The 26,646-nt window shown below is 72.3% G+C and carries 25 protein-coding genes; 11 read left to right on the top strand and 14 right to left on the bottom strand.

What is annotated here, in order from left to right:
- Positions 1-85 precede the first annotated feature (85 nt).
- Positions 86-784, top strand: coding sequence for a copper homeostasis protein CutC (locus ABZ098_RS33755; RefSeq protein ID WP_356597548.1), 699 nt, complete (start codon positions 86-88; stop codon positions 782-784).
- Here the strand turns inward: ABZ098_RS33755 and ABZ098_RS33750 are convergent.
- Both ABZ098_RS33750 and ABZ098_RS33745 read right to left on the bottom strand, forming a co-directional pair.
- Entirely contained in the window at positions 781-1,335 is a 555-nt protein-coding gene (locus ABZ098_RS33750) for a hypothetical protein (RefSeq protein ID WP_356597547.1), read from the bottom strand. The genes ABZ098_RS33755 and ABZ098_RS33750 overlap by 4 nt on opposite strands.
- A 195-nt stretch (positions 1,336-1,530) precedes the next feature.
- A complete protein-coding gene (locus tag ABZ098_RS33745; protein ID WP_356597701.1) occupies positions 1,531-3,501 on the bottom strand; it encodes a UvrD-helicase domain-containing protein in 1,971 nt (656 codons plus the stop codon).
- Between the two features lie 358 nt (positions 3,502-3,859).
- Between ABZ098_RS33745 and ABZ098_RS33740 the strand changes: the two genes are divergently transcribed.
- The gene (locus tag ABZ098_RS33740; RefSeq protein ID WP_356597546.1) at positions 3,860-4,042 is read left to right on the top strand and encodes a hypothetical protein; all 183 of its coding nucleotides are present in this window, start codon (positions 3,860-3,862) and stop codon (positions 4,040-4,042) included.
- 7 nt (positions 4,043-4,049) lie between these two features.
- Here ABZ098_RS33740 and ABZ098_RS33735 read toward each other — a convergent pair whose 3' ends face one another.
- A complete protein-coding gene (locus ABZ098_RS33735; RefSeq protein WP_356597545.1) occupies positions 4,050-5,693 on the bottom strand; it encodes a DNA repair helicase XPB in 1,644 nt (547 codons plus the stop codon).
- Between the two features lie 167 nt (positions 5,694-5,860).
- Here ABZ098_RS33735 and ABZ098_RS33730 point away from each other — a divergent pair, with 167 nt between their 5' ends.
- Positions 5,861-6,400 (top strand): hypothetical protein, encoded by a 540-nt coding sequence (locus tag ABZ098_RS33730; protein WP_356597544.1) that lies wholly within the window; start codon positions 5,861-5,863, stop codon positions 6,398-6,400.
- Between the two features lie 6 nt (positions 6,401-6,406).
- Here the strand turns inward: ABZ098_RS33730 and ABZ098_RS33725 are convergent, their stop codons facing one another.
- The gene (locus tag ABZ098_RS33725; RefSeq protein ID WP_356597543.1) at positions 6,407-8,929 is read right to left on the bottom strand and encodes a helicase-associated domain-containing protein; all 2,523 of its coding nucleotides are present in this window, start codon (positions 8,927-8,929) and stop codon (positions 6,407-6,409) included.
- Positions 8,930-9,085: 156 nt separating this feature from the next.
- On the opposite strand from ABZ098_RS33725, the gene ABZ098_RS33720 reads away from it, so the two are divergent.
- The gene (locus ABZ098_RS33720; RefSeq protein ID WP_356597542.1) at positions 9,086-10,129 is read left to right on the top strand and encodes a hypothetical protein; all 1,044 of its coding nucleotides are present in this window, start codon (positions 9,086-9,088) and stop codon (positions 10,127-10,129) included.
- Between the two features lie 52 nt (positions 10,130-10,181).
- Positions 10,182-10,826 (top strand): haloacid dehalogenase-like hydrolase, encoded by a 645-nt coding sequence (locus ABZ098_RS33715; RefSeq protein WP_356597541.1) that lies wholly within the window; start codon positions 10,182-10,184, stop codon positions 10,824-10,826.
- Here the strand turns inward: ABZ098_RS33715 and ABZ098_RS33710 are convergent.
- Positions 10,793-11,053: a hypothetical protein gene (locus tag ABZ098_RS33710; protein WP_356597540.1), complete on the bottom strand. Its 261-nt coding sequence runs from the start codon at positions 11,051-11,053 to the stop codon at positions 10,793-10,795. The two genes, ABZ098_RS33715 and ABZ098_RS33710, sit on opposite strands and share 34 nt — an antisense overlap.
- A 163-nt stretch (positions 11,054-11,216) precedes the next feature.
- Between ABZ098_RS33710 and ABZ098_RS33705 the strand changes: the two genes are divergently transcribed.
- The gene (locus tag ABZ098_RS33705) at positions 11,217-11,600 is read left to right on the top strand and encodes a cold-shock protein (RefSeq protein ID WP_356597539.1); all 384 of its coding nucleotides are present in this window, start codon (positions 11,217-11,219) and stop codon (positions 11,598-11,600) included.
- Positions 11,600-12,055 carry a hypothetical protein gene (locus ABZ098_RS33700; protein WP_356597538.1) on the top strand — a complete coding sequence of 152 codons (456 nt, stop codon included), beginning with the start codon at positions 11,600-11,602 and terminating at the stop codon, positions 12,053-12,055. The genes ABZ098_RS33705 and ABZ098_RS33700 overlap by 1 nt, the downstream gene beginning before the upstream one ends.
- Here ABZ098_RS33700 and ABZ098_RS33695 read toward each other — a convergent pair.
- The 4 genes from ABZ098_RS33695 to ABZ098_RS33680 all read right to left on the bottom strand — a co-directional run bounded on the left by ABZ098_RS33695 (position 12,048) and on the right by ABZ098_RS33680 (position 15,477).
- A complete protein-coding gene (locus ABZ098_RS33695; RefSeq protein WP_356597537.1) occupies positions 12,048-12,896 on the bottom strand; it encodes a 1,4-dihydroxy-6-naphthoate synthase in 849 nt (282 codons plus the stop codon). The two genes, ABZ098_RS33700 and ABZ098_RS33695, sit on opposite strands and share 8 nt — an antisense overlap.
- Positions 12,886-13,545 (bottom strand): futalosine hydrolase, encoded by a 660-nt coding sequence (locus ABZ098_RS33690; RefSeq protein ID WP_356597536.1) that lies wholly within the window; start codon positions 13,543-13,545, stop codon positions 12,886-12,888. The genes ABZ098_RS33695 and ABZ098_RS33690 overlap by 11 nt, the downstream gene beginning before the upstream one ends.
- Positions 13,546-13,558: 13 nt before the next feature.
- Positions 13,559-14,062 carry a hypothetical protein gene (locus tag ABZ098_RS33685; protein WP_356597535.1) on the bottom strand — a complete coding sequence of 168 codons (504 nt, stop codon included), beginning with the start codon at positions 14,060-14,062 and terminating at the stop codon, positions 13,559-13,561.
- A 71-nt stretch (positions 14,063-14,133) separates the two neighbouring features.
- Positions 14,134-15,477 (bottom strand): MFS transporter, encoded by a 1,344-nt coding sequence (locus ABZ098_RS33680; protein ID WP_356597534.1) that lies wholly within the window; start codon positions 15,475-15,477, stop codon positions 14,134-14,136.
- 402 nt (positions 15,478-15,879) lie between these two features.
- Here ABZ098_RS33680 and ABZ098_RS33675 point away from each other — a divergent pair, with 402 nt between their 5' ends.
- Positions 15,880-16,806 carry a DUF3027 domain-containing protein gene (locus ABZ098_RS33675; RefSeq protein WP_356597533.1) on the top strand — a complete coding sequence of 309 codons (927 nt, stop codon included), beginning with the start codon at positions 15,880-15,882 and terminating at the stop codon, positions 16,804-16,806.
- A gap of 10 nt (positions 16,807-16,816) precedes the next feature.
- Here ABZ098_RS33675 and ABZ098_RS33670 read toward each other — a convergent pair whose 3' ends face one another.
- Together ABZ098_RS33670 and ABZ098_RS33665 are read right to left on the bottom strand one after the other, a co-directional pair.
- The gene (locus tag ABZ098_RS33670) at positions 16,817-17,770 is read right to left on the bottom strand and encodes a CU044_5270 family protein (protein ID WP_356597532.1); all 954 of its coding nucleotides are present in this window, start codon (positions 17,768-17,770) and stop codon (positions 16,817-16,819) included.
- Complete coding sequence (locus tag ABZ098_RS33665) at positions 17,763-18,380, bottom strand: RNA polymerase sigma factor (RefSeq protein WP_356597531.1); 618 nt, start codon at positions 18,378-18,380, stop codon at positions 17,763-17,765. The genes ABZ098_RS33670 and ABZ098_RS33665 overlap by 8 nt, the downstream gene beginning before the upstream one ends.
- 170 nt (positions 18,381-18,550) lie before the next feature.
- Between ABZ098_RS33665 and ABZ098_RS33660 the strand changes: the two genes are divergently transcribed.
- The gene (locus ABZ098_RS33660) at positions 18,551-21,673 is read left to right on the top strand and encodes a molecular chaperone Hsp90 (RefSeq protein WP_356597530.1); all 3,123 of its coding nucleotides are present in this window, start codon (positions 18,551-18,553) and stop codon (positions 21,671-21,673) included.
- A 4-nt stretch (positions 21,674-21,677) separates the two neighbouring features.
- Here the strand turns inward: ABZ098_RS33660 and ABZ098_RS33655 are convergent, their stop codons facing one another.
- On the bottom strand, positions 21,678-21,908 hold the full coding sequence (locus tag ABZ098_RS33655) for a hypothetical protein (protein WP_356597529.1): 231 nt from the start codon (positions 21,906-21,908) through the stop codon (positions 21,678-21,680).
- Complete coding sequence (locus tag ABZ098_RS33650) at positions 21,905-22,150, bottom strand: hypothetical protein (RefSeq protein WP_356597528.1); 246 nt, start codon at positions 22,148-22,150, stop codon at positions 21,905-21,907. The genes ABZ098_RS33655 and ABZ098_RS33650 overlap by 4 nt, the downstream gene beginning before the upstream one ends.
- A 93-nt stretch (positions 22,151-22,243) precedes the next feature.
- Between ABZ098_RS33650 and ABZ098_RS33645 the strand changes: the two genes are divergently transcribed.
- Positions 22,244-23,098 carry a DUF5707 domain-containing protein gene (locus tag ABZ098_RS33645; RefSeq protein WP_356597527.1) on the top strand — a complete coding sequence of 285 codons (855 nt, stop codon included), beginning with the start codon at positions 22,244-22,246 and terminating at the stop codon, positions 23,096-23,098.
- Positions 23,099-23,231: 133 nt separating this feature from the next.
- On the top strand, positions 23,232-24,032 hold the full coding sequence (locus ABZ098_RS33640) for a hypothetical protein (protein ID WP_356597526.1): 801 nt from the start codon (positions 23,232-23,234) through the stop codon (positions 24,030-24,032).
- 33 nt (positions 24,033-24,065) lie between these two features.
- Here the strand turns inward: ABZ098_RS33640 and ABZ098_RS33635 are convergent, their stop codons facing one another.
- Positions 24,066-26,453, bottom strand: a complete 2,388-nt coding sequence (locus ABZ098_RS33635; RefSeq protein ID WP_356597525.1) for a cation-translocating P-type ATPase — start codon at positions 26,451-26,453, stop codon at positions 24,066-24,068.
- Positions 26,454-26,646: the final 193 nt, after the last annotated feature.

Raw genomic sequence — 26,646 nt, 5'->3', positions numbered from 1 at the left:
GCCGGTGAGAGGGACCCCGTGGCGGCGTATTCTTGAAATTGGACTAGACCTGTAGCCGCCCGAGACCGTCGACGAATGGGGTCCCATGAGCAAGCGTGCAGTCCTGGAGGTGATCGCCCTCGACGCCGAGGACGCGATCGCCGCCCAGGCCGGAGGCGCGGACCGGCTGGAACTGGTGACCGACATGGCGGCGGACGGTCTGACGCCGACGGTCTCCACGGTCACCGCGATCCGGGCCGCCGTGGACATCTCGGTGCGGGTGATGCTGCGGTTGTCGGACGGATTCGCGGCGGGGGACGTCTCGCGGGTGGCCCGGACGGCGCGGGAGCTGCGCGAGGCCGGGGCCGAGGAGTTCGTGCTCGGTTTCCTGGACACTTCCGGCGAGGTGGATCTGGCCGCCGTGGAGCAGGTCGTGGAGGTGCTGGACGGGTGCCGCTGGACGTTCCACCGGGCGATCGACCACGCCGCGGACCGCGACGCCCTGCGCAAGCAACTGGCCGATCTGCCGGGCCTGGACACCTACCTCACCGCGGGGTCGGCGTCGGGCGTGGACGAGGGGTCGCCGGTGCTGCTCGCGGAGGCGGCGCGGGCGGGGGAACCGGGGTACGAGCAGCAGCTGCTGGTGGGCGGCGGACTGCGGCTCGACCACGTGCCGGGACTGCGGGCCGCCGGAATCGACGCGTTCCACATCGGTGGCGCGGCGCGGCCGGGCGGCTGGGAGGCGCCGGTTTCGGCGGAGGCGGTCGGGGAGTGGCGGCGGGCGGTGGACGGCGGGTCCCGCTAGCGCTTCAACGGCCGTAGACACAGCGATGTGCTGCCGTCCTCGCTGTACTCGAGGTGGGCGAGGTAGTCCCCGGCCGGACAGGAGCCGTTCGCCGGGGCGGTGACACGGAGCTCCGCGTCGGAGGAGTCGCAGGACTCCGGCTCGAGGTCCTGTTCCGGCCAGGCCGCGTCGTTGCGGGCGCACGAGCCGGCCGTGAGCGTCGGCCGGTCGGCACGGTCACCCGCCCCGGCCACCAGGCCGACCAGCAGGAGCGCCGTGAACGCGAACACCGCCAGGCCCAGCAGTCCCAACGGGATCAGCGCCAGGATCCCGGCCGGCCGCTTGAACACCGGCTTGCCCGGATCCAACGGCGGCCGGAACCCCGGCGCGGCCGGCTCGGGGATGCGCCGGATGCCCGACAGCGCGCCGAGGTTGCTCAGCAGGGTGAAGGGCGTGATCAGCACCGACAGCGGCCCCCACCAGCCCATCACCATCGTGTCCGCCTGCATGTCCCGGAAGCTCGCCAGCGCACAGGTCCGGCAGAACACGCCCTCGCGCTTCAGGAACCGCATGACCACCACCATCCCCTGGTGACCCCGGACCGTCACCGGGGCGGCGGGGGCAGCTCCGCAGATCTGGCAGGCCGCCACGGGTGGGTACGCCACGGGTGGGTACGGCCCCGAAGTGGGCTGGTAGGCGGGGTGCGAGGGCGGCGGCGTGCTCAACGGGGGCCTCTCCGGGGGGACATGGCGAAACGCAGCAGCACCTTACTCGGCGAGCGCCCCGGGCAGCGGCGCGGTGTGCGTCACGATCAGGCCCGACACCGCTCGGGTCAGGGCCACGTACAGCCGCCGCAGGCCCGTGCGTTCGTCCGGTTCGCCGTCCACGACCGCCCGCGGCTCGTCCAGGACGACGTAGTCGTACTCGAGACCCTTGGCGAGGGACGCCGGGACCAGGGTCAGCCGGGCCTCGGCCGTCGTCTCCTCACCCGGGGCGAGATACGGGATCCCCGCCGCCGTCAGCGCCTTGGCGAGGGCCGGGACGCGGGCGTCCGCCGCGATCAGACCGGTCGAGCCCTCGTGGCGCAGCAACTCCTCGCACGCGGCGACCACTTCGGCCGTACCGCCGATCTCGCGGACGTCGAAGAAGCCCGGGTTCTCACGGACCGACGCGACCGGGGTCAGGCCCGGCGCGATGTGCGGCAGCAGCCGGGAGGCGTACGTGATGACGTCCGTCGGCACGCGGAAACCGGCCGTCAGCTCCTCGACCACCCCGTCCGACTTGCCGAGGTGGGCCAGCGCCTCCTGCCAACTCCGCGTCGCCCACGGCGTGGTGCCCTGCGCGAGGTCGCCCAGGACGGTCGCCGAACCCGTCGAGCAGCGGCGGCCGACCGCGCGGTACTGCATGGGGGAGAGGTCCTGCGCCTCGTCGAGCACCACGTGCCCGAGCGAATGGGTGCGCTGCACGAGGTCCGTCGCCTCGTCGATCAACACCGCGTCCGCGGAAGACCACTTGGCCGACTTCACCGACCGCACCGGCTTCGCCCACAGGATGGTCTTCTGCTCGTCCTCGTCGAGGATCCCCTCCGCGTGCACGGCGAGGAAGTCCGCGTCCGTCAGCAGGCGCAGGACGAGTTTCGCCGGGTCGACGGGCGGCCAGATCTGCTTGACCACCGCCTTCACCGCCGGGTTGCGGGCCACCGCGTCCTGCACCCGGTCGTCCGGCGCCTCCCCGGACCGCTCCATCTGCACCAGCACGGCGTGCGCGATGCGCTGCGGGAGCGCCTCGCGGGCGGCGCCGTAGCGGATGCCCCGGTCGAGCAGCTCCCGCACGATCTCCTCGATCTCGTACGCCGGGACCCGCCACCTGCGTGACCCGCGCACCACCATCACCGGCTCGGTGGGCATGCTCACGTGGGAGTAGACGGCCCGCCTCAGCACCTCCGCCATCCTCGCGTCGCCCTTGAGGACCGCGGCGGGGGCGTCATCGGTGCCGCGCACCTCCAGACCCGCGGTCACCAGGTCGTCGACGGTGGCCTGCCTGACCGTCAACTCGCCCAGCGCGGGCAGCACTTGCTCGATGTAGTGCAGGAAGGACCGGTTCGGTCCGATGACGAGCGTGCCGGTGCGGGCCAGCCGCTCGCGGTGGGCGTAGAGGAGATAGGCGACCCGGTGCAGGCCGACGGCGGTCTTCCCGGTACCCGGACCTCCCTGCACGCAGACCGTGCCGCCCAGACCGGACCGTACGATCTCGTCCTGCTCGGGCTGGATGGTCGCCACGATGTCGCGCATCGGGCCGACGCGCGGGCGCTCGATCTCCTGCTGGAGCAGCTTGCTGGTGGTGGCGGCCTCCGCCGGGTCGGAGAGGTGCTCGTCCTCGTACGCCGTGATCTCGCCCCGGGTGTACCCGAAGCGGCGGCGCAGCCCGACGTCCATCGGGTCCTTCTTGGACGCCCGGTAGAACGGCTGCGAGACCGGCGCCCGCCAGTCGATCACCATCGGGTCGCCGTCGTGGTCGTGGACGTGCCGGCGCCCGATGTAGAAGCGCTCTCCCTGCGCGCCCTCGGCCCGGTCGGCGCCGGGGGAGTGCAGGTAGTCGAGGCGGCCGAAGAACAGCGGGGTGTCGCTGAGGTCCGCCAGCGCCTTGATCCGCTCGTCGATCTGGCGGGCCAGGACCTCGGCGTTGACCCAGTTCGCGGTGACGTCCTTGATGTCCAGCGACTCGACGTCCTCGCGCATGGCGCGCAACGCGGCGCGCGAACGGGCGAGGTGGGAGCGTTCGCGGGCGAGGGGGTCGTCGTCTGCGGGCACGGGAGTGGACGGCCTGGACAAGGGGGTGCCTCCGAAGGTGCTGCGGGCCGCGTGGTGGGATGCCGACCGGTTTCCGTCCGGACGGCGGCACTCCGTGAGGGAGGCGGGCAAGAGCGGAGATCTTAGGACAGGCCCCGGGCCGGACGCCAACCGTTTTTCCGTCCCCTAGGGGGTCACCCCTCCCTCTGCCAGGGGAGGCTCCCCCCACGAGCTGTACCCAGGTAGCACAAGAAGGGGATACCTGGGACCGATGCCCTCCTTATGCCTCGAAAGCCACTATGGAGGCATGAGCGCAGCGACCTTCACCCCGGCCCCCGGTCGCCCGTCCGGGGCGACCCCCCTCTCCGACATCCACAGCACCCACCGCCTGGGCAACGCCCTCCGCGCGGTCCGCGTCTTCGCCGGCGCGGCCTTCGACGTCGTCATACTCGGCGAGTACGGCGAGGAGGCCGGCGTCCGCCGCAGGTAGCCGCCGGTCAGCTCTCCGCGAGCAGTTCGTCCGCGTCCACGATCCGGTAGGCGTACCCCTGCTCCGCCAGGAAGCGCTGGCGGTGCGCGGCGAAGTCCTGGTCGATGGTGTCGCGGGCGACCACGGAGTAGAAGTGCGCCTGGTGGCCGTCCGCCTTCGGGCGCAGGACCCGCCCGAGCCGCTGAGCCTCCTCCTGCCGCGACCCGAACGTCCCGGAGACCTGGATGGCGACCGTCGCCTCCGGCAGGTCGATGGAGAAGTTCGCGACCTTCGACACCACCAGCACGCTGATCTCGCCCTCCCGGAAGGCGTCGAAGAGCTTCTCGCGCTGGGCGTTGGAGGTCTCGCCCTTGATGACGGGCGCGTCCAGATGCTCACCGAGTTCGTCGAGCTGGTCGATGTACTGGCCGATGACCAGGATCTGCTGGCCCGCGAAGCGCCGTACCAGAGCCTCCGTGACCTTCCGCTTCGTCGCGGTCGTGGCACAGAAGCGGTACTTCTCCTCCTGCTCGGCCGTGGCGTAGGCGAGCCGCTCCGAGTCGGTCAGGTTCACCCGCACCTCGACACAGTCGGCCGGCGCGATGTACCCCTGCGCCTCGATCTCCTTCCACGGCGCGTCGAACCGCTTGGGCCCGATGAGCGAGAAGACGTCCGACTCCCGCCCGTCCTCCCGCACGAGGGTCGCGGTCAGCCCGAGCCGGCGCCGGGCCTGGAGGTCGGCGGTGAACTTGAAGACGGGCGCGGGCAGCAGGTGCACCTCGTCGTAGACGATGAGCCCCCAGTCCCGGGAGTCGAACAGCTCCAGGTGCGGGTAGACGCCCTTCCGGCGAGTCGTCAGCACCTGGTAGGTGGCGATGGTGACGGGCCGGATCTCCTTGCGCGTCCCGCTGTACTCGCCGATCTCGTCCTCGGTCAGCGAAGTCCGCTTCACCAGCTCGTGCTTCCACTGCCGCGCCGAGACGGTGTTGGTGACCAGGATGAGCGTGGTCGACCTGGCCTGGGCCATGGCCCCGGCGCCGACCAGGGTCTTCCCCGCGCCGCACGGGAGCACCACGACACCGCTCCCGCCGTGCCAGAAGTTCTCCACGGCCTGCTTCTGGTAGGGCCTGAGCGCCCAGCCGTCCTCGGCCAGGTCGATCGGGTGCGCCTCGCCGTCGACGTACCCCGCCAGGTCCTCGGCGGGCCAGCCCAGCTTCAGCAGCGTCTGCTTGATCTGCCCGCGCTCGGAGGGGTGCACGGCCACCGTGTCCGGGTCGAGCCGCGCGCCGACCAGCGGGATGATCCGCTTCGAGCGCAGGATCTCCTCCAGCACCGGCCGGTCGGTGGTGGTGAGCACGAGTCCGTGGGCGGGGTGCTTGCTGAGCGTGAGCCGCCCGTACCGGTCCATCGTCTCGGCGACGTCGACGAGCAGGGCGTGCGGCACCGGATACCGGCTGTACTGCACCAGCGCGTCGACCACCTGCTCGGCGTCGTGCCCGGCGGCCCGCGCGTTCCACAGCCCGAGCGGTGTCACCCGGTAGGTGTGGATGTGCTCGGGCGCCCGCTCCAGCTCGGCGAACGGCGCGATGGCCCGACGGCACGCGTCGGCCTGCTCGTGGTCGACCTCGAGCAGCAGGGTCTTGTCGGACTGGACGATGAGAGGACCGTTCACGTACATGCATCCTTCCGCACGGGCCAAACGTCCAGTGTGCCTCAACCAGGGACGATCAAGGGAGGCCGAGGAAGGCCGGGGAAGGCAGTGGAGGTCTTCTCGATGCAACCCCGGCCCCCGCTCGGGTGTCTTGACTGGCGGGAGCGGGCTGGGGAGGACACATGGGGATGTCTGCGGGCAGATGGGCGGCCGGCGGGGGAGCGGTCGTCGTGCTGGTGGCGACCGGGGCGTGGGCCCGCTCGTCGTCGGACGCCGACCCCCGGCTGTGGAACCAGGTGCGCCCGGCCATCGAGGCGCGGCTCGTGGACCAGTCGCGCGGCTCCGGGTACGGGGAGAGCGCGCCCGGGCTCGGGGCGAGGTGGTTCTGCCGGGCCGAGGCGCTGGACCTCGACGAGCGGGACGGACTCGTGCGGGCCGGCGTCAGCACGCTGTGCGTGGAGTACGGGGTGCGCGGGGGGCGCCTGGTGGAATGCAGCGGCGCCGAGGTCCCGCAGGTGCTGCGGCTGCGCAGGGAGGCAGACGGCCACTACGCGGTCGTGTCCCAGGAGGAGCCGCCCGACGGCGCGGGCGGCACGGAGTGGCTGACCAGCCACTTCGGCCACGCCACGACGGTCGCCCTCGACACCGGTGTGGCCTCCGGCCCCCTGGAGTCCGCGGCCCGGACCCACTTCGGTCTGCCCGCCGACTCGCCCGTCGCGGAGTGCTGACCGGCCCTACTCCTCCGCCAGCTCCGCCACCCCGGTCACCCGGTGCAGCGGATACGTGCGGACCTCGTCCGCCGTGTGGTCGTAGGCCGTCACGAAGCCGCCCTCGACGCGGATGGGGGCGATGACGCGCTGGCTGGCGGCGCCCTCGGCGTTGACGTAGCCGATCCACAGGGCCCCACCGGTCAGAACGGCGGCCTGCATGGTGGCGAGGGTCTCGGCGGAGCTGGTGCGGGGGAGCTCACCGGTGGCGGGCAGCGCCTGGTCGCCCTGCCGTCGAGGGGTCGTCGAGGCCAGGTCACCGGCCCGGATCGCCCGGATCGCGGCCGCCAGGAGGGTCGCGTCCGGGATCGGGGGGCCCTCCGGCACGGGTTCGGGAGCCGTGCGCGGCGGGGTGCGGTGGGCGTGCGCGCGGGTGATCAGGACATCGCCCTCCGCCGACTCGGCGGCCGGGGCGAAGCCCATCGTGCGCAGGCCCTCCAGCAGGGCCGCCGGATCGGCCTGCGCGGCCAGCACCGTCGGGGCCAGGCGGCGCAGCCGCAGGCCCGCGGCACGCTTGTCGGCGAGGATCTCGTTGAGCAGGGCGTCGTCGTCGCAGCGGACATACGCGGAGGCCGCGCCCACTCTGAGGTGCCCGTGTCTGCGCGCCACGTCGTCGATCAGATACGTCAGCGGCTGCGGCACCGGCGTACGCGCGTGCGCGGCGAGGAAGGCGTGCAGGTCGGAGGCCGACTGGCCGGCGTCCAGGGCACGCCGTACCGACGCGGGGGTGAAGCGGTAGACGGTCGCCCCGCCCTTCGACTCCACGTCGGCCAGGACGTCCAGGACCTCGGCCAGCGACCGCTCAAGGGGGCCGGGGGCCACCGCCGTCAGGTCGGCCTGGAGCAGGACGTGGTCGAGCGGCTCGGGCAGGAGCGGCGCGAGCAGCCGGGCGGCCGCGGCGGACGCGGTGGCCTGCTCGGCGGGGGAGAGGGGTTCGGCGACGGCGGGGCGGTGGTGGTGCACGGGCAGCTTGTCGCCGGGGCCCTGCGGTGCCCTGTCCGGTGTCTTCGGCGCGGCCGCGCCCAGCAGCGCCCGCCCGTGCCCCGACAGCGCCCCCCGTCCCGTCACGCCCAGCAGCTCCGCCTCCGTCAGCGTCCACTCGGCGAGCCGTGACCGCAGATCGTCCCCGCGCTGCGGCCCCCGCAGCGGACGCTCCCAGCGGAGCCGGGCCAGCACCGACTCCCGCGACGGCGACGCCCCCTCCGGCAGCCCCGCCAGCAGCGTCAGCACCCGGTGCCGTACCTCCGGCGCCGCGCTGCGGTCGAGCCCCGGGCCCAGCGTCGACAGCGTGCGGTCCTTCGCGTCCCGGCCGCCCACCAGGCCGGACACCCGCGTCGCCGTCAGCCAGGCCTCCGCCAGGCGGGCCCAGCGCTGTGCCGGGGGCTGCTCCAGCCACTCGTCGTGCGCCGGGGTCGCCGCGTACCGCTCGTCGGCCTCACCGTCGGAGGCCAGCAGGCCCGCCGCGTACGCCAGCTCGACCCAGAACGCGGCGACCGGTTCCGCCACGTCCAGGGCGACGGCCGTGCGCTTGAGGTCACGGACGCTCAGACCGCCCGCCCGCAGCACCGCGGGCCCGCCCTCGTCCCAGTCCTTCAGCAGCTCCTCGACGGTCGCGAGCGCGGTGTACGCCTGCCCGGCCGCCGTCGCGTCCACAACCTGTGGACGGTGCGTCGCCGCGGGCTCCACGGCCGGCGGCAGCGGCTCCACCTCCCGGTGCGCCCGGCCGCCGCGCAGATGCAGGGCCACCTCCCGCGGGAGCACGACCGTCCCGGGCGCCGTCGGCACCAGCAGCCCCAGGTCCAGCAGACGGCGCAGATGGGCCGCCGGATCGGCGGTGACCTGGCCGTACGGCGGGCCCCACACCAGCCGCGAGAGCACCTCCCGCGACTCCTCCGGGAGCCCGGCCAGCAGCGCCGACATCCGCTCGCGATCGGTGAACAGGGCCGTCAGCGACGCCACCGCGGAGACCGCGTCGTGCGTCGAACCCAGCCCCGCAGCCGTGACGATGTCCTGGATGCGGCCCGGCGACATCCCCGCCGTGGCCTCCCGCACGGTCGGCCCGAGCCCCGTCGGCGACGGATGCTGCGGCGAGGGCGCGAGCAGCTCACGGGCGGTGCGCACCAGCCGCAGCCGGTCGTCGTCGCCCCACACCAGGGCCTGCTCCCGCAGGGTGCCGAGGGCACGCGGCAGCGCCGCCGAGACCGCCGGGTCGCCGCCGTCACCGGTCAGCAGCGCCAGCAGCTCGCCGTACGGGGCCGGGTCGGCCGCCACCGCCAGCGCCTCCGCCGTCTGGAGCGCGAAACGGTCGAGGCGCTCCAGCGCCCGCACCACCGACGCCCGCGTCCCGGCCCGCGTGGCGAGCTGGGTGAGGTCCGTCGGCACGGGCGTGATCAGGTCGGGGCGGGCACGCAGAAGCGCGGCCAGGGAGACGTCGTCCCTGGCCCGGAGCGCTTCCGCGAGGGAGCGCGGCGGTACGGCCGGGTTGCTCATCCGACCAACGGTAGCGGGTGGCGGGGCGGCCCAGGGGTGACGTACGCCGCGCCCACGCGACCGTCCTCCTCGGCGCCGGGGCCCGTCCGGTCGGCGGCTGCCTGCGCTAACGTCGTCCCACGGGGTATCCAACGCACCCGCCCCGGAGGGGACTTCGTGGGTATCGAGAGCGACCAGGTCGTCTACGAGTATCTGAGCCGCGTCGGCGATGTCGCGCAGCAGCGGCAGTTGCCGTCGTCCACCCGCATGCGGCTCGTCTCGGAACTGCGCAACGAGATCGACCGGCGGCGCGCCAAGGTCACCGTGGACTCGCCCGCCGCCGTCCGCCGGATCATCGCCAAGCTGGGCAGCCCCGACGAGGTGGTCACCGCCGCCGGCGGCAGCGCGGACAGTGCCCCGCAGGCGCCGGTCGTCGCCATGCCCGTACAGCGGGACCGGGAGACGAAGGAGACCGAGCGGCCCAAGGGCCTGCGCAAGGTCGTCCCCCGGCCGCGCCCCGGCACCCCGCCGCAGCCCGCCCCCACCGCCGACCGCGACACGTCCCACGGGCCGCACCTGGCCGGCCTGGACGAACTCGGCGACAGCGCGGCGCAGCCCGACTGGTGGCGGGTCGACAGCAGTCCCTTCGGGGTCGGGGACAGCGTGCCGGGCTTCGTGGGCGGAGTGGAGATCCCGGAACTGCTGAAGCCACCGCCGCCCAAGGAGGAGAAGAAGCCCGAGCCCGCGCCCGCCGTGGAACAGGCGCCGCCCGTGCCGGTGGTGAAGGCCCGGACGGCCTGGTGGAAGCGCAGGGCGGCGACGAAGGCCGCCGGACCGGTCGTCGAGGCCGCCCCGGCCCGCCGACGCCCCTTCTCCGGGCCCGGGAGCTGGAGCAACCCCCTCCTCCTGCTCGCCGCCGCCCTGCTCGTCGCCGGTGCCGTGCTCGGCAACCTGCTCGTCCTCCTCGTCGGCTGGCTCATCGCGTGGGCCTCGCGCCGGCTGAGCGACGCCGAGACCAAATGGGCCGTCGTGTTCCTGCCGAGCCTGTCGCTCACCGCGGGAATCGTCTGGCTGTGGGGGCGCAACGAGGGCCGCTGGGGCGAGCCGATCGCCCAGGGGCACATGAACGACGCGGTCGCCGAGACCTGGCCATGGGTCGTACGGGGAGCGGCCGTGGCCTCGGCGCTGTTCCTGGTGTGGCGCTCCCAGCGGCGGCGCTAGGGCACCGGAAATCGTTGTCCGACGGCCCTCCCCCTTGGGCACAATGGCTCATATGGCCTCTACATGCACCTCCGCGCCGACCGTCGGCTTCGACCTCGACATGACGCTCGTCGACTCCCGCCCCGGCATCCACGCCTGCTGGGTGGAACTGTCCGAGCGGACCGGGACGTACGTCGACGCCGACCTGGTGGTGACGCGGCTCGGGCCGCCGTTGCAGGAGGAGATGGCGCACTGGTTCCCCGCGGAGCGGGTCCCGGCGATGGCGGACCTGTACCGCGAGCTCTACCCGACGTACGCCATCAGCGGCACCCGGGCGATGCCCGGCGCCCGCGAGGCCATACGCGCCGTACAGGCGGCCGGCGGGCGGGCGATCGTCGTGACGGCCAAGTGGGAGCCCAACGCCAAGCTGCACATGGAGCACCTGGGCATGGAGCCCGACGCGGTGATCGGCAACCTGTGGGCCGAGGGCAAGGGCGAGGCCCTGCGCGAGCACGCCGCGAGCGTGTACGTCGGGGACCACGTCGGCGATGTGCGCGGGGCGCGGATCGCCGAGGCGCTCTCGGTCGCGGTACCCACCGGCCCGTGCTCCGCGGAGGAACTGACCGAGGCCGGTGCCGATGTCGTCCTCGGCGATCTCACCGAGTTTCCGGGGTGGTTTTCGGACTACCGTCCGGACTCCGTTCCCGCCCGCGCCTGACGCCTTCCCGCCGCGACCGATTGCAGGACGCCGGCACCGGCCACCACGAACCCGACGGCCATGAGCATGCTCAATCCGAACATGTAGGTCGGAAATGGCTTCGTTCCGAGCAGGAACGGGGCCACGGTGACCAGAGTGGCCACCGCACCGATGAAGAACACGATGGCTCCGGCACGGATCAGTCGGTCACCGGGAGCGGCGGAATTCGGTTGGGTTTTGTCACGCACCCGACCAGGGTAGTTCCCTGCCCGAAGGAACAACCGGGCGACGTCTTGTCACCGGCCTGAAGACCATTAGCCTTGGAACCGGCGGGTCCCGACGACCCGCCCCAGTGCTATCAAGAGCCGTTTCAGAAGCAGTTTTCCGACGAGTACGAGGACGAGGACAGACGTGCCTACCGGCAAGGTCAAGTGGTTCAACAGCGAGAAGGGCTTCGGCTTTCTCTCCCGTGACGACGGCGGTGACGTCTTCGTCCATTCCTCGGTCCTCCCCGCCGGAGTCGAGACGCTGAAGCCCGGACAGAAGGTGGAGTTCGGGGTGGTCGCCGGTCAGCGCGGTGACCAGGCGCTTTCGGTGACCGTCCTCGACCCGACCCCGTCGGTCGCGGCGGCGACGCGCAAGAAGCCGGACGAACTGGCCTCCATCGTCCAGGACCTGACGACCCTCCTGGAGAACATCACGCCGATGCTGGAGCGCGGCCGCTACCCCGACAAGGTCGCCGGCAAGAAGATCGCCGGTCTCCTGCGAGCGGTCGCCGACCAGCTCGACGTCTAGTGAGCGAGGCAGGAGCCGAGGCGCCGTCGCCCCAACTGCTGGAGCACATCCGGCGGCAGCGGCGCCACACCCTGGAAGTGCTGACCGTCTGCGCCCTGGGCCTCGTCCCGTGGACGATCCTGCTGGCGTTCACGCTGCCCAGCGGGTACACGGTCCGTCAGTGGCGCACCACCTGGGTCGGCTTCGACGTCCTGCTCCTGCTCGCGATGGCCGCCACGGCCCTGCTCGGATGGCGTCGCCACCGGGGGGTCGTGGTGGCGGCGGTGACGACGGGTGCCCTGCTGGTCTGCGACGCCTGGTTCGACGTGTCGCTGGCCCTGGGCACCCCGGACGTCTGGTGGTCGGCGGCATTGGCGGTGTGCGTGGAACTCCCGCTGGCGGGCTTCCTGATCCACCGGGTCCTGGGAATGTTGAAACTGGCGCAATGGCCGATCGCCCCAAAGGGCGTCAGATAAACGACAACGCGTCGGGCCGCAAAGCCGGAACAAGTCCTTCCGCGGCCGCCCGGGTCAACAGCCCCCGAATCGCCGCATATCCGTCCTCGCCGAGGTCCGCGGTGAACTCGTTGACGTACAGACCGATGTGCTGATCGGCGACCGCGGGATCCATCTCCTGCGCGTGTTCCATGACATAAGGCCGGGAAACCTCGGGCTCTTCCCAGGCGGCCCGCACGGACGTACGGATGGACTCGGCGAGCAGTGACAGCCGCTCCGCGCCCAGGGACCGTTTCGCGATGATCGCCCCGAGGGGAATCGGCAGCCCGGTCGTCGACTCCCAGTGCTCGCCCATGTCCGCGAGCTTGTGCAGACCGTAGTTCTGGTACGTGAAACGCGCCTCGTGGATCACGAGCCCCGCGTCGACCTTCCCGTCCCGCACGGCCGGCATGATCTCGTGGAACGGCAGCACCACGATCTCCCCGACCCCGCCCCGGAGCACATCCGCCGCCCACAGCCGGAACAGCAGGTACGCCGTCGACCTCTCGGACGGCACGGCGACCGTACGCCCGGTGAGGTCCACGCCGGCCTCCCTCGTCAGCACCAGCGGCCCGCACCCCCGCCCCAGCGCACCCCCGCACGGCAGCAGCGCGTACTCGTCGAGGACGTAGGGCAGCACGGCGTACGACACCTTCAGCACGTCGAACTCGCCGCGCTCCGCCATCCCGTTGGTGATGTCGATGTCGGCGAAGGTCACGTCCAGCGCGGGCGCCCCCGGCACGCGGCCGTGCGCCAGGGCGTCGAAGACGAACGTGTCGTTCGGGCAGGGGGAGTACGCGATCTGCAGCGGCTCAGTCGTCATGGTGCTTCCAACTCTCCAGTAGGGGCGTCAGCTTCCCGAACGCCTCCGTCAGGGCCGCGAGCGCGTCGCCGATGCGCCAGGCGGCCCGGTCGCGCGGACCGACCGGGTTGGACACGGCACGGATCTCCAGCACGGGCACCCCGTGCGCCCCGGCCGCCTCGGCGACCCCGAAGCCCTCCATGGCCTCGGCGAGGGCGGTGGGATGGCGTGCGCGCAGGGCGGCCGCGCGGGCGGCCGTACCGGTCACCGTGGAGACGGTGAGCACGGCTCCGGCCCGCGCCCCGGTCGCGGCCACCGCGGCCCGTACGAGGGCCGCGGGCGGGCGGTGGGTGACGGCCCCGAACCCCAGCTCGGTCACCGGCACGAACCCCTTGGCGGTCTCCGCCCCGAGATCGGCCGCGGTGATCTCGTCGGCGACGACGAGCGACCCGACCGGCGCGTGCGGCAGGAAGCCGCCGGCGATCCCGGCGGAGACGACGAGGCCGTAGGGAGTGCCTTGGAGGGCGGCCGTCGTGAGGGCGGTCGCGGTGGTCGCGGCGGCGAGCGCGGGGCCCACCCCGGCCGCGAGGACGGTCACGCGGTCGCCCGTGAACGCACGGGCCACCGCGTCCCGTTCGACCGGGACCGCGGTGGCCACGAGGATGCGCATCGGATACGGCGGATCAGTAGTCGGAGTTCTCCAGCTTGAAGTTCCAGACGCCCTTGTACGCCTTGCTCTCGCCGGAGGTCTGCTTGTCCTGCTCGACGATGCTGATGTACAGCGTCTTCTGCGGGGCCTGGCCCTGCTGCTGGGCGAAGAGGTCGACACCGTCGAAGGAGTAGTACGTCTTCTTGTAGGCGTACGTCATCTGCTGGCCGTTGATCCACAGCGCCCAGCCGGTGTCGGCGATCTCGGGGTCGACGCCGACGCGCAGGGTCTCGCTCTGCTTGACCTTGATCGTCTTGACGTCGGACTTCTCCAGGGCGCACTTGGCGGCCTTCGCCTTGCCGAGGTCGTCGCCGTCGTCGTAGCAGACGGCCTCGGAGCTCACCGAGGTCGAACCGACCGTGACGGTGACGCGCGGCGTCGGCTTGTCGCAGGCCGACAGGACGAGCAGTCCGGCGGAAACGAGGCCGGCGGCGGCGACGGCGCGGCGGCGTCGCACATCGGATTGCAGCGTGGTCATGGCGGAAGGCTATCGGGCAGGCCCTACGGTCCCCTTATGCGGGGTACGGCGTGCCGTGCGCGGGGACCGGGTCAGGCCACTCGCGCCTTGGGGGAGCTGCCGTGCCGGGCCGAGCTGAGCAGGCCCCTCGCGGTGCCCAGCCAGCCCGCGGCGACGACCGCGGCGGCCACCGACAGGCCCAGGTAGCCGTTGAGCGGCATCACGATGCCGACCGCGCCGCCGAACACCCACGACACCTGGAGCAGCGTCTCGGAGCGGGCGAAGGCGGAGGTGCGGACCAGTTCGGGCACGTCCCGCTGGATCAGCGCGTCCAGGGACAGCTTGGACAGGGCCTGCGAGAACCCGGCGACCGCGGCGAGGCACGCCACCAGGAACGCCCCGAAGAAGATCGCCGCCGTGATCGCCGCGCCCAGCACGATCGCCACCACCGTCAGGATGATGATCTCCGGCGCCCGCGACCTGAGCCAGGCGCCGACCGCCGTGCCGAGCGCGTTGCCCGCGCCCGCCGACACGGCCACCAGACCCAGGGAGACCGCCGCGCTCTCGCCGGTCAGCGGGTGCTCGCGCAGCAGGAAGGCGAGGAAGAAGGTGAGGAAGCCGGAGAGCCAGCGCAGGGCCGCGTTCGCGCCCAGGGCGTGGGTGACGGCGGTGCCGACCGTGCGCAGCCCGGGCCGCTTGAGCGGCTTGAGGTGCGGCCCGTGCAGATGCTCCTCGTCGGCGGCGAGCAGTGCCACGTCCTCGCCCTTGGCCGAGTCGACCTTCGGCGGCAGCGAGAAGGACAGGAACGTGCCGGCGATGAAGATCACGAAGGCGCCGTACAGCGGCCAGCGCGGTCCGATGGCCTGGAGCCCCGCGCCGACGGGGGCCGCGATGCCGGTGGCGAGGAGTCCGCCGAGGGTGACGCGGGAGTTCGCCTTGACGAGGGAGAAGCGGGGCGGGAGCAGACGGGGCACGACCGCGCTTCTGACGACGCCGTACGCCTTGGAGGCCACCAGTACGCCGAGGGCCGCCGGATACAGCTCCAGGCTGCCCGTGGCGACCGCCCCGGCGATGATCAGCGCGAGCATCGCCCGGGCGAGCATGGCGCCCGCCATGGCGGCACGGCGGCCGTGCGGGAGACGGTCGAGGAGGGGGCCGATCACGGGCGCGAGGACTGTGAAGGGCGCCATGGTGATGGCCAGGTACAGGGCGACGCGCCCACGGGCCTCGTCGGTCGGCACCGAGAAGAACACCGTGGAGGCGAGGGCGACGGTGATCATCACGTCCCCCGCGCCGTTGACCGCGTGCAGCTCGATCAGCTTGCCGAGGCCGGACTCGCCCGCTCCGTGCGCGTGGGTCGCCTTGCGGATGCCGCGGGCCGTACCGGTGAACGGGAAGTGCAGGGCACGGCCGACCGCGCGCACGGGCCCTGTCATCTGGGTAATCCGGCCCGAACCGCCACCGATCCTGGTGGCTCCCTGGGGTGTCCTCGTGGCTGCCACCCCGTCATAGTGCCCCGAGAAAGCTGTGAGTAGTGCGGTTACCGCGCGTATGAACGCATATGAAGTGCCACCGGAGGGCTGCTCGGGGGCCACCTGAGGCAACGAACCATCACGTCGGTGTAGGCCGAGCGGCGGCGAACAGGTAGCGTGCGTAGCGCGCCGTGGCGAACGTTCTCGGCCGCGCGCCTCTTCGACATCCCGCAGAATGGATGGGAGCAGGTGCGCCCGAGCGCGATCGGGCGCGGACGTCGACGCGGTCCTCCGGTCCGCTCCGTCCGCACCCACCGCCTTCAGGCCGGCGCACCCGAGTGACGGCGTAGGAGAGAAGCGATACCTGTGAGCGCAGCGACAACGCGAAGCCGCACCCCCGACCGCCTGTGCGCCGAGGCCGTCGACCTCGCCCGCGCCGCCGCCGAGGAGGCCGCCGCGCCCGGGGTGGTGGGCGAGCACGCGGGCCTGGTCTCCGAGGGGGACCGTGTCGTCACGCACTTCTTCGAGTGCAAGGAACTCGGCTACCGGGGCTGGCGCTGGGCCGTCACGGTGGCGCGCGCCTCCCGCGCGAAGCTGGTGACGCTGGACGAGGTCGTCCTGCTCCCCGGCCCGGACGCGCTGCTGGCACCGGAGTGGGTGCCGTGGAGCGAACGCCTGCGCCCCGGCGACATGGGCCCCGGCGATCTGCTGCCCACCGACGCCGAGGACCTGCGCCTGGAGCCCGGCTACACCGGCGAGGACGAGCCCCTGCCGAACGCGCCGGTCTCCGAGGAGATGGCCGAGCTGGTCGAGGCGGAGGACGCGGACCTCACGGCGGGCACCGTCTCGAACCTCCCGGTGGCCCCGACCCGCGGCTCCATCGCCGCGGTCGCCGAGGAACTGGGCATGCGCCGGGCCCGGGTCCTGTCCCGCTACGGCCTCCATGTCGCCGCCGACCGCTGGGAGGAGTCGTTCGGCGCGAAGACGCCGATGGCCCAGGCGGCCCCGGCGCCCTGCGTGAGCTGCGGCTTCCTGGTCCCGCTCGGCGGCTCCCTGGGCCAGGCCTTCGGTCTGTGCGCCAACGAGTTCGCCCCGGCGGACGGCCGCGTGGTCTCCCTGTCCTACGGCTGCGGAGGCCACTCGGAGGCCGCGGTCATGCCGAAGCCCCCGCAGCCGGCCCCTCCGGTGATCGACGAGACCCGGGTGGACCCGTTCCCGCTGCGCCCCGCCCGGGACTCCGGCTCGGTGCCGGAGACCGCGGACGAGGCGTCGGCGGAACTGGGCCACTCGTAGGGCCTTCGGCTCACGGGCGCTGGAACACCCGGTCCACGACGCCGTCGGCGACGATGTACTGCGACTGCTCGTAGACCTTGCTCGTCAGTTTCGCCGTGGTCCGCTCACGCAGCCCCAGGTACCGGTACGTCTTCGCGTCGAAGAGCAGCAGCCGCCCGCCGTCCTTCGCGGAGGTGCCGGGCGGGCCGACGACGTACCGGACGCCGATGGCGGTGTGGCCGTTGAACTCGGTCCGGCCCGGCAGCACCTTGACCCCGGGGGCGGTGGCGAGCGCCTCGAACGCCGCGGAGCGCAGCCCCTTGGGCAGGACGGAGTGGCGGAGCAGTCCGGAGAGGAAGATCTGGACCATCGGCCACTCGTCGGCCCTGGTCGGCCGGCCGTAGTCCGGCTTGCCGCCCATGTCGCGCAGGGCGGCCGTCAGCTTCCCCGGATCGGTGGGCAGCTTCTCCAGCTCGGACCACTTGGACGGCGGCCAGGTGCTCTGACCCGGCTGGAACACCGGCACCCACTGCTTGTGGCCCAGCTCGCTGACGTAGCCCTTCTTGGACCCGTCGACCGAGCTCCAGCTCTCGTCGACCCACTTCTTCACGGGGCCGCCGGAGACCGGCCTGCGCTCGATGACCTCCTTGGTGTAGATGAACTGGTCGTCGCGCGGGGCGAGCGGCTTCTCGGTCCGCAGGGCCTCGGCCGCCGCCCCCCGCAGCACGGTGGTCGCGCTCACGGTCCGGGTGCGGGGTGCGTCCTCCCCGGTGTCCTGGGAGACCACCACGGTCGCGGTGACGGCCGCCGCGGTGGCGCAGGCCACGCCGACCCGCAACAGCTGACGGCGGTGGACGGGGAACCGGGTGCGGGCGGCCGGGGCCTGCATCGCCTGGTGGAGGCGGAAGCGGGCGCGGGCGCGGGCGGCGTCCGAGAGAGGGGGCGCGTCCGCGTCCCACTCCCTCAGGAGCTCGATCTCATTCATCGTCGGATTCCTCTCGAAGAGCGGTCGGATCGGATCCGCCCAATGCCTCACGAAGTTTTCTGCGAGCCCTGTGCAGCCGTGACCGGACCGTCCCCACCGGCACACCGAGGGCGGCCGCGACTTCCTCGTAGCCGAGGTCGGCCCAGGCGACCAGCAGCAGCACGTCCCGGTGCCGGGCGGGCAACCGGCCGAGGGCACCGGCGAGTTCGCCGCGTACCGCCTGGGCGCTGACCCGTGCCGCCACCCGGTCCGCGACCGTCTCCTCGGCCTGCCCCGCGGGGGCCGCCGGGGGCAGCCGGCCGAGGGTCCTCAGTCGGCGGGCCTCGGCTCGCCGGTGGCGGCCGATGAGGTTGGTCGCGATGCCGAACAGCCAGGGACGGGCGTCGGCCGCCTCCGTGCGGTACCGGAAGCGCTGCTGGAACGCGGTGGTGAAGGTCTCCGCCATCACGTCCTCGGCCGCCTCCGCACCGAGCCGGCGGGCCGCGTAACGGTGCACGGAGTCGGCATGACGGTCGAAGAGCGCGGCGAACGCCTCGGGCTCGTCCCACGACCGTTCGATCACCGAGGCGTCGCTGTCCTGCCCCACGCTGACGCCTGGTTCGACGGTCATCGGGGCTCCTTTCGTCGCTGTGGCGCTGTGAAGCTCGGGCTTTCACCCGTACTTCGCCACTCGCGGGAATCCGGTTCCCATGGGGACGAGGTGTGAGGGCCGCAAGGTGCGGAGTTACGGTCCTCCCTCCGCGCGGTACCTTCATCGTCACGCCGATGAGGAGAGTCAACGTGAGCAAGTTCGTGCGGCCCGCTGCCGAGGGTGCCGACCCGTTCGGGACCGCCCGGCTCCGGCGAGGGGTGCTGGACGCCTGGGCCACCAGCCCCGCCCGGTTCCGGGAGGACGCCAACGCCGAGGAGGACCTCGTCCTCGGCGGGTACCGGGACCGGCTCGTCGTCGAGCTCGCGCAGAACGCGGCCGACGCGGCGGCCCGGGCCGGCGTGCCCGGACGGCTGCGGCTCACCCTTCGCGAGGGCGTCCTGTTCGCCGCCAACACCGGCGCCCCGCTGGACGCGGCCGGTGTCGAGTCCCTCTCCACCCTCCGGGCCTCCGCCAAGCGCGAGTCGCAGAACGGCCCGGACGGCTCGGTCGGACGCTTCGGCGTCGGCTTCGCCGCCGTCCTCGCCGTCACGGACGAACCCGCCGTCGTCGGCCGCCACGGCGGGGTCCGCTGGTCCCTCGCCGAGGCCCGCCACCACGCCGCCGAGACGGCACGGCACAGTCCCGGGCTCGGCGACGAGATCCGCCGCCGCGACGGCCATGTGCCGCTGCTGCGGCTCCCGTTCGCCGCCGAGGGCAGCGCGCCCGAACCGTACGACACCGTCGTCATCCTCCCGCTGCGCGACACCGCCGCCGCCGACCTCGCCGAGCGTCTCCTGGACGCCGTCGACGACGCCCTCCTGCTCGCCCTGCCCGGGCTGGAGGAGGTCGTGATCGAGACGACCGACACGACCCGCACGATCAGCCGCCGCACCGAGGACGAGCTCACCGTCGTCGAGGACTCGCGGGACGGTACGACCCGGTGGCGCACCGCGTCCGCGCACGGCCCCCTCACCCCCGAACTCCTCGCCGACCGGCCCGTCGAGGAGCGGCTGCGGCCGCACTGGTCGCTCACCTGGGCCGTGCCCGCCGACACCGACGGCACCCCGGCCCACCCCCGCACCAGCCCCGTCGTGCACGCCCCGACACCCAGCGACGAACCGCTCGGCGTCCCCGCGCTGCTCATCGCGTCCTTCCCGCTGGACACCACCCGCCGGCACGCGGCCCCCGGGCCCCTCACCGACTTCCTCGTGCAGCGCGCGGCGGACACCTACACCGAACTCCTCGCCGGCTGGCGGCCGGTGAGCGAGGGGATCATCGCGCTGGTGCCCGGCCCGCTGGGCAAGGGCGAGCTGGACGGCGCGCTGCGGCAGGCGATTCTGGAGCGCCTCCCACGCGCCGCGTTCCTCCCGCCCGCGCTCGAACCCACCGACGATCTCCCGGAGGCCCTGCGCCCGCGTGAGGCCGAGGTCGTCGAGGGCGCCGGCGCCGACACCGTGCGGGTGCTCGCCGAAGTCCTGCCCACCCTGCTGCCCGCCGGGCTCGAACGGCGCGTGGAACTAAGGACGTTGGGCGTCGCCCGGGTCCCGCTGACCGACGCGATCGACCGGCTGGCGGGTCTGGAGAAGGAGCCGGAGTGGTGGCAGCGGCTCTACGACAGCCTCGCGGGCGTCGACCCCGACCGGCTCTCCGGGCTTCCCGTCCCGCTGGCCGACGGGCGCACGACGATCGGACCCCGGCAGGTGCTGCTGCCCACCTCGGACGGGCCCCTGATCGACCCCGGAGTCCTCGCCCGGCTCGGCCTCAAGGTCGCCCACCCGGACGCCGCCCACCCGCTCCTGGAGAAGCTCGGCGCGCTGCCCGCGACCCCGCGCGCGGTGCTCACCACACCCCAGGTGCGGGCCGCCGTGGCCGCCTCCCTGGACGACGACGGTGGAATGAGCTGGGAGGAGGACACCCCGGACGCCGAGGAGCTGGCCGACACCGTCCTTGCGCTCGTCCGGGACGCGGGCCTGGAGCCCGGCGACGAGCCGTGGCTGGGCGCGCTCGCCCTGCCCGACGAGGAGGGCGAGCTGGTCCCCGCCGGTGAACTCGTCCTCCCCGGCAGCCCGTTCGCGCGGGTCATGCGCGAGGACGAACTCGCCCACGTGGACGCCGAGCTGGCCGCGAAGTGGGGCGAACAACCCCTGGCCGCCTGCGGGGTGCTCGCCAACTTCGCCCTGGTCCGGGCCACGGACGTGGTCCTCGACCCGGACGAACTGGAGCCGCGCGAGGGCGACTTCGCCGAACCGGACGACGCCGGGCTCCTCGACGCCGTCGACGTGTGGTGCGAGGACATCCTCGACCGCTTCCCCGACACACCCGTACCGCCGGTCGCCACCGAGCTGATCGCCGTACGCGATCTCGACCTGGTCGACGAGGACAAGTGGCCCGAGGCCCTGGCCCTGCTCGCCCAGCCCCCGCTCAGGGACGCCCTCACCCAGCAGGTCCGCATCCTCCTGCCGGACGGCACCCACGAGGTCGTACGGCCGTACACCGCCTGGTGGCTGCGCGGGAACCCGGTGCTCGACGGCCGCCGCCCGGCCGGTCTGCTGGCGGCCGGGGGAGACCCCCTGCTCCGCGGCCTGTACGACGAGGCGGACGCGACCGGGTTCGACGACGAGCAGGTGCTGCGGGCGCTGGGGGTGCGGACGTCCGTGGCCGCGCTGCTGGCGGAGCCGGGGGGCGCGGCGGAACTGCTGGACCGTCTGGCCGACCCTTCGCGTTCGGTCACCGGGGCACAACTGCACGCGCTCTACAGCGCGTTGGCCGACCTCGACCCCGAACAGGTCACCCTGCCCGACGAGCTGCGGGCCGTGACCGACGGCCGGGTGGAGGTCGTGGACGCGGCCGACGCGGTGGTCGTCGACTCGCCGGACCTGCTCCCCTTCACGGAGGGCGTCCCCCTGCTCCCGGTCCGCCCGTCCCGGGCGGGGGAGCTGGCCGAACTCTTCCAGGTCCGCCGGCTCAGCGAGTCGGTGACGGGCTCGGTGGACTCCGAGGGCACGGAGCACGAGGTCCCGGAGCCGGTACGGATCCTGCTGGGCGCGAGCACCCCGGCCTCGTACGTCGAGCACGAGGAACTCGTCGTCGACGGCGTGGAGATCGACTGGCGCCTGACGAACGACGGCGTCCTGCACGCGGCCACCCTGGAGGGCGTGGCCGCGGGCCTCGCCTGGGCGGCCCGTCAGTGGCCCCGCCGCTTCGAGGTGGCGGCCCTCCTGGAGGACCCGACCCGCACGGAGGAACTGGCACGGGACCGTTGGTTCGACTGACGGCTCAGTCGGAGCTGGGGTCCAGGAAGTACTCGTAGGTTTCCAGGTCGAGCGTGATTCCGGTCAACTGCCGGACACGCTCGGCGTGTTCCCGGGTCAGGGGCACATCACCGACGAGTTCGGTCAGTGGAATGTCCACGAGGTCCGCGAGGGCGTCCAGGCCGACAGCGGTCACGTCGACGGACGAGTCCAGGAAATCGCCGTCCTTCGGGTAACGGGAGATGGCGAGTCTCATACGGACGGGTCCCATGCCGGCTCCAGGAAGTACTCGTAGCTCTCCAGGTCGAGCCTGATTCCGGCCAACTGCCGGACACGCTCGGCGTGTTCATGGGTCAGTGGATAGACGTTGACCAGGTGCTCCAGCGGGATCCGCACGAGTTCCGCCCAGGCTGCCCCGCCGACCGCGGTGACGTCGACGGACAAGTCGGGGGAGTCGCCGTCCTTCGGGTAACGGGTGATGGTGTAGACGATGCTCACACAAAATTCTTACCAGGTCTGCAACGCTTCACCCCGGTCGCGCATCTGACCCCACGAGCCGTCAGGCTCCACGACCAGTCCCTGGGGGAACGCATGCGCATCCGCACCACCGTGGCCGCCGTCTCCGGCGGTCTCGTCCTCGCCGCCCTCGCCGTCCCGGTCGCACAGGCCGACGGCGGGGGCCTCCACAAGCCCACCGCCGCGGAGCGTTTCGGCGTCTCCAGAGCCGCGATGAGCGCCGCCGCGGACGACGTGGAACTGCCGGTCGTCTCCAAGGTGACGGTCAACGGCGGCAAGAGCATCGTGGCCGGTCTGACCGGCGTCAAGACCTTCGACGTCTCGCTGACCGCCAGTCACTCCGCCGGTATCCAGGACGCGTACGTCGACGTGTGGCACGGCGTGGAGCACGCCCACTACGACGGCCTGTTCGTCCCGAACGAGCAGAACGCCACCTGCACACCGGTCAACGCCACCACCTCGACCTGCAAGCTCACCATCACGGTCGACTTCCGCCGCGAGCTGTACATGAACTCGCTGGCCGGCACCTGGCACGTGACCGCCGCCGCGATCGCCGCCGACGAGGCCGGCACCTACTACTGGAACGACTTCTACGGCACCCACAAGGTGCAGCGCTTCTCCAAGCTCACCGCCAACGCCTCCCCCGAGCCGGTGAAGAAGGGCAAGACCATCACCGTCACGGGCAAGCTGACGCGGGCCAACTGGGAGACGCGGAAGTACGCCGGTTACTCGACCCAGCCGGTGAAGCTGCAGTTCCGGAAGAAGGACTCCAACACCTACACCACCGTGAAGACGGTCAAGACCAACAGCAAGGGTGACCTGAAGACCACGGTCAAGGCCACGGTCGACGGGTTCTACCGCTGGAGCTTCGCGGGCACCTCCACCACCCCGGCGGTCAACGCCCCGGGTGACTTCATCGACGTCAAGTAGGTCGAGCCGAAGCAAAGCGTTGCGCATGTGCGGGGAAAATCACGGCCCACCCGTACAACCAGTCCCCTGCGTCACGGATCTACGGAGTGAGTCAGCAGACTCCGAGATCCTTCTCTCCTCATGGGGAACGCACATGCGCATACGCGCCCTCGTCCTCGCCGCCTCCGGCGCCGTGGCCCTCTCCGCCCTTGCCGTGCCGTCCGCCTCGGCCGCCACGGCCGGGCCCGCCGTCACCTTCTCCAACCTGAAGGTCAACAGCGGCAAGAACATCGTCGTCGGGTCGACGTCCATGGTCACCGTCTCGGCGACCTACACCGTGACCAAGCCCGCGAGCCTGAACCCGAACTCCTTCGCCACCCTCCCGGTCCTCTACCGTGGCGACACCCTCGGGACGAACTCCGACGACCTGCTCGCCGGCGACGACGTGGGTACGTGCACGACGTCCTCCTCAACCGTTCTCAAGTGCTCGGCGAAGATCCAGTTCCGTCCAAACTCCTCCGACCAGGACCTCGATCTGCTCAGCAGCGAGGCGGGCACCTGGAAGCTGGGCGCTCTCGCTGCCGACGCCGACGCCGCGACCACCTGGCAGGGCGACCTCGGCACCACCCACCTCCAGCGCCGGGCCACCCTCACCACCGACGCCTCCCCGGAGCCGGTGAAGAAGGGCAGGACCATCACCGTCACGGGCAAGCTCGCCCGCGCGAACTGGGACACCAACAAGTACGCGGGTTACTCGACCCAGCCGGTGAAGCTCCAGTTCCGCAAGAAGGGCAGCAGCACCTACACGACCCTGAAGACCGTCAAGACGACGTCCACGGGCACGCTGAAGACGACGACCACGGCGACCGCCGACGGCTACTACCGCTTCAGCTTCGCGGGCACGACGACGACCTCGCCCGTGAGCGCGGCCGGCGACTTCGTCGACGTCCAGTAAGCAGCACGGGCCCGTCCCGGCTGAAGCCCGGCGTTAAGCGGATACGCGGCGGTCGACCCACCTCCACAGGAGTTCCAGGGCGGCCGCCGCCACCACCGAGATGCCGACCGCGATCCACGGCATCGTCATCCCCACCAGCTTCAGTGCGAAGAAGTGCTGGAGCCAGGGCACGGCCAGGACCAGGACGAAGGCCAGTCCCATCGAAGCGACCAGCGCGACCCGCCACCACGTGTACGGGCGGGCGATGATCGCCAGCACCCACATCGAGATCAGGAACAGGGTCAGGGTCGCCGCGCTGGTCTCCGCGTCCAACGCGCCCGCGCCCGTGTAGTGGTGACGGGCGATCAGGTACGTCACGAAGGTCGCCACCGCCGCGACCACACCGCCGGGGATCGAGTACCGCATCACCCGCCGCACGAAGTGGGGTTGCGCGCGTTCCTTGTTGGGGGCGAGAGCCAGGAAGAAGGCCGGGACGCCGATCGTCAGCGTCGACAGCAGGGTCAAGTGCCGGGGCAGGAAGGGGTATTCGACCTGCCAGCACACCACGAGGACCGCCAGCAGCACCGAGTACACGGTCTTCACGAGGAACAGGGTCGCGACCCGGGTGATGTTGCCGATCACCCGCCGGCCCTCCGCGACCACCGACGGCAGCGTCGCGAAGCTGTTGTTCAGCAGCACGATCTGGGCGACCGCCCGGGTGGCCTCCGAGCCGGAGCCCATCGCCACCCCGATGTCGGCGTCCTTCAGGGCGAGCACGTCGTTGACGCCGTCGCCGGTCATCGCGACCGTGTGCCCGCGCGACTGCAGGGCGCCCACCATGTCCCGCTTCTGCTGCGGGGTGACCCGCCCGAACACCGTGCCCTCGTCGAGCTCCTTCGCCATCCCATCCGGGTCGGCGGGCAGTCGACGTGCGTCCACCGTGCTGCCGTTCAGCCCCAGCTTGGCCGCCACCGCCCCCACGGACACCGCGTTGTCCCCGGAGATGACCTTGGCGCGGACGTCCTGCTCGGCGAAGTACCGCAGGGTGTCGGCCGCGTCGGGGCGCAGCCGCTGTTCCAGGACGACGAGGGCGGTCGGCCGGGCTCCCCGGGCGACCTCGGGATCGCCGAGGTCACGGGAGGCGCGGGCCAGCAGCAGGACCCTGAGCCCCTGCTCGTTGAGCCGCCCGGTCTCGGCGAGGGCCGGGTCGTCGGGGGACAGGAGCACGTCCGGCGCCCCCAGCAGCCACGTACTCGACTCGCCGTCGCCCTCGCTGAAGGTGGCCCCGCTGTACTTGCGGGCGGAGGAGAAGGGGAGCGACTCGGTGCAGCGCCACTCCTGGACGTCCGGGTAGACGTCGATGATCGCCTGGAGGGAGGCGTTGGGCCGCGGGTCGGACTCGCCGAGGGCGCCCAGGACCTTGCGTACGTACGACTCGTCGGCGCCCCGCAGCGGCCTGAGCTCGGTGACGTCCATGCCGCCCTCGGTGAGGGTGCCGGTCTTGTCGAGGCAGACCGTGTCGACGCGGGCGAGGCCCTCGATGGCCGGGAGTTCCTGGACGAGGGCCTGTTTCCGGCCAAGCCGGATGACGCCGATGGCGAAGGCGACGGAGGTCAGGAGGACCAGTCCCTCCGGGACCATCGGCACGATGCCGCCGACCGTCCGGGCGATCGAGTCCTTGAGGTCGTTGTCCTTCACGAAGAGCTGGCTGACGACCAGGCCGATCGCGGTCGGGACCATCATCCACGTCACGTACTTGAGGATCGTGGAGATGCCGGAACGCAGTTCGGAGTGGACCAGGGTGAAGCGGGAGGCCTCCTCGGCGAGCTGGGCGGCGTAGGCCTCGCGGCCCACCTTGGTCGCGCGGAAGGCGCCGCCGCCGGCGACCACGAAGCTCCCGGACATCACCTGGTCGCCGGGCCGCTTCACCACCGGGTCGGCCTCGCCGGTCAGCAGTGACTCGTCGATCTCCAGGCCGTCGGCCTCCACGACCTCCCCGTCGACCACCGCCTTGTCGCCGGGGCCGATCTCGATGAGGTCGTCGAGGACGATCTCCGAGGTGCCGACGGGGGTCGCGGTCCCGTCCCGCCGTACCGTCGGCCTCGCCTCGCCGATCACCGCGAGCGAGTCCAGGGTCTTCTTCGCCCGCCACTCCTGGACGATGCCGATCCCGGTGTTGGCGAGGATGACGTACCCGAACAGGCTGTCCTGGAACGGCGCGACGAACAGCATGACCAGCCAGAGCACACCGATGATCGCGTTGAACCGGGTGAAGACGTTCGCCCGGACGATCTCCCCCAGGGTCCGGCTGCTGCGCACCGGCACGTCGTTGACCTGTCCGCGCCGCACCCGCTCGGCGACCTCGGCGGCGGACAGGCCGGTGACCGCCGGAGACCGGCCCGTCGTGCGGTCGAGTTCGGCGCCCGCGTCGGTGTGCGTCATGCATTCGACGGTACGTGCGGTTTTGCGGCTTCACCCGCCGAGTGACCGGAAGTTCCGACCTGGGGAGGAGACGGGAACGGGCGAATGATGCCGTGGTACTAGGCCCTGTCGTTTGGATCAGGTCGGCCGTGAGGTGCGGTGCGTTTCGGCCGAGCCGAGCGGGGTCTGGTGCGTGCAGCTGCAAGGCGGAGGA

This window comes from Streptomyces sp. NPDC006335 (assembly GCF_040612795.1).
GTDB lineage: Bacteria > Actinomycetota > Actinomycetes > Streptomycetales > Streptomycetaceae > Streptomyces.
The sequence above is the reverse complement of the archived record's forward strand: the minus strand, read 5'-3'. Positions and strand labels throughout refer to the sequence as shown.

Coding starts and splice junctions, on each gene's coding strand:
- ABZ098_RS33755 (WP_356597548.1), top strand. CDS start 86: ATGAGCAAGCGTGCAGTCCTGGAGGTGATCGCCCTCGACGCCGAGGAC.
- ABZ098_RS33750 (WP_356597547.1), bottom strand. CDS start 1,335: ATGCGGTTCCTGAAGCGCGAGGGCGTGTTCTGCCGGACCTGTGCGCTG.
- ABZ098_RS33745 (WP_356597701.1), bottom strand. CDS start 3,501: ATGCGCGAGGACGTCGAGTCGCTGGACATCAAGGACGTCACCGCGAAC.
- ABZ098_RS33740 (WP_356597546.1), top strand. CDS start 3,860: ATGAGCGCAGCGACCTTCACCCCGGCCCCCGGTCGCCCGTCCGGGGCG.
- ABZ098_RS33730 (WP_356597544.1), top strand. CDS start 5,861: ATGTCTGCGGGCAGATGGGCGGCCGGCGGGGGAGCGGTCGTCGTGCTG.
- ABZ098_RS33725 (WP_356597543.1), bottom strand. CDS start 8,929: ATGAGCAACCCGGCCGTACCGCCGCGCTCCCTCGCGGAAGCGCTCCGG.
- ABZ098_RS33715 (WP_356597541.1), top strand. CDS start 10,182: ATGGCCTCTACATGCACCTCCGCGCCGACCGTCGGCTTCGACCTCGAC.
- ABZ098_RS33695 (WP_356597537.1), bottom strand. CDS start 12,896: ATGACGACTGAGCCGCTGCAGATCGCGTACTCCCCCTGCCCGAACGAC.
- ABZ098_RS33690 (WP_356597536.1), bottom strand. CDS start 13,545: ATGCGCATCCTCGTGGCCACCGCGGTCCCGGTCGAACGGGACGCGGTG.
- ABZ098_RS33685 (WP_356597535.1), bottom strand. CDS start 14,062: ATGACCACGCTGCAATCCGATGTGCGACGCCGCCGCGCCGTCGCCGCC.
- ABZ098_RS33680 (WP_356597534.1), bottom strand. CDS start 15,477: ATGACAGGGCCCGTGCGCGCGGTCGGCCGTGCCCTGCACTTCCCGTTC.
- ABZ098_RS33670 (WP_356597532.1), bottom strand. CDS start 17,770: ATGAATGAGATCGAGCTCCTGAGGGAGTGGGACGCGGACGCGCCCCCT.
- ABZ098_RS33665 (WP_356597531.1), bottom strand. CDS start 18,380: ATGACCGTCGAACCAGGCGTCAGCGTGGGGCAGGACAGCGACGCCTCG.
- ABZ098_RS33655 (WP_356597529.1), bottom strand. CDS start 21,908: ATGAGACTCGCCATCTCCCGTTACCCGAAGGACGGCGATTTCCTGGAC.
- ABZ098_RS33645 (WP_356597527.1), top strand. CDS start 22,244: ATGCGCATCCGCACCACCGTGGCCGCCGTCTCCGGCGGTCTCGTCCTC.
- ABZ098_RS33640 (WP_356597526.1), top strand. CDS start 23,232: ATGCGCATACGCGCCCTCGTCCTCGCCGCCTCCGGCGCCGTGGCCCTC.
- ABZ098_RS33635 (WP_356597525.1), bottom strand. CDS start 26,453: ATGACGCACACCGACGCGGGCGCCGAACTCGACCGCACGACGGGCCGG.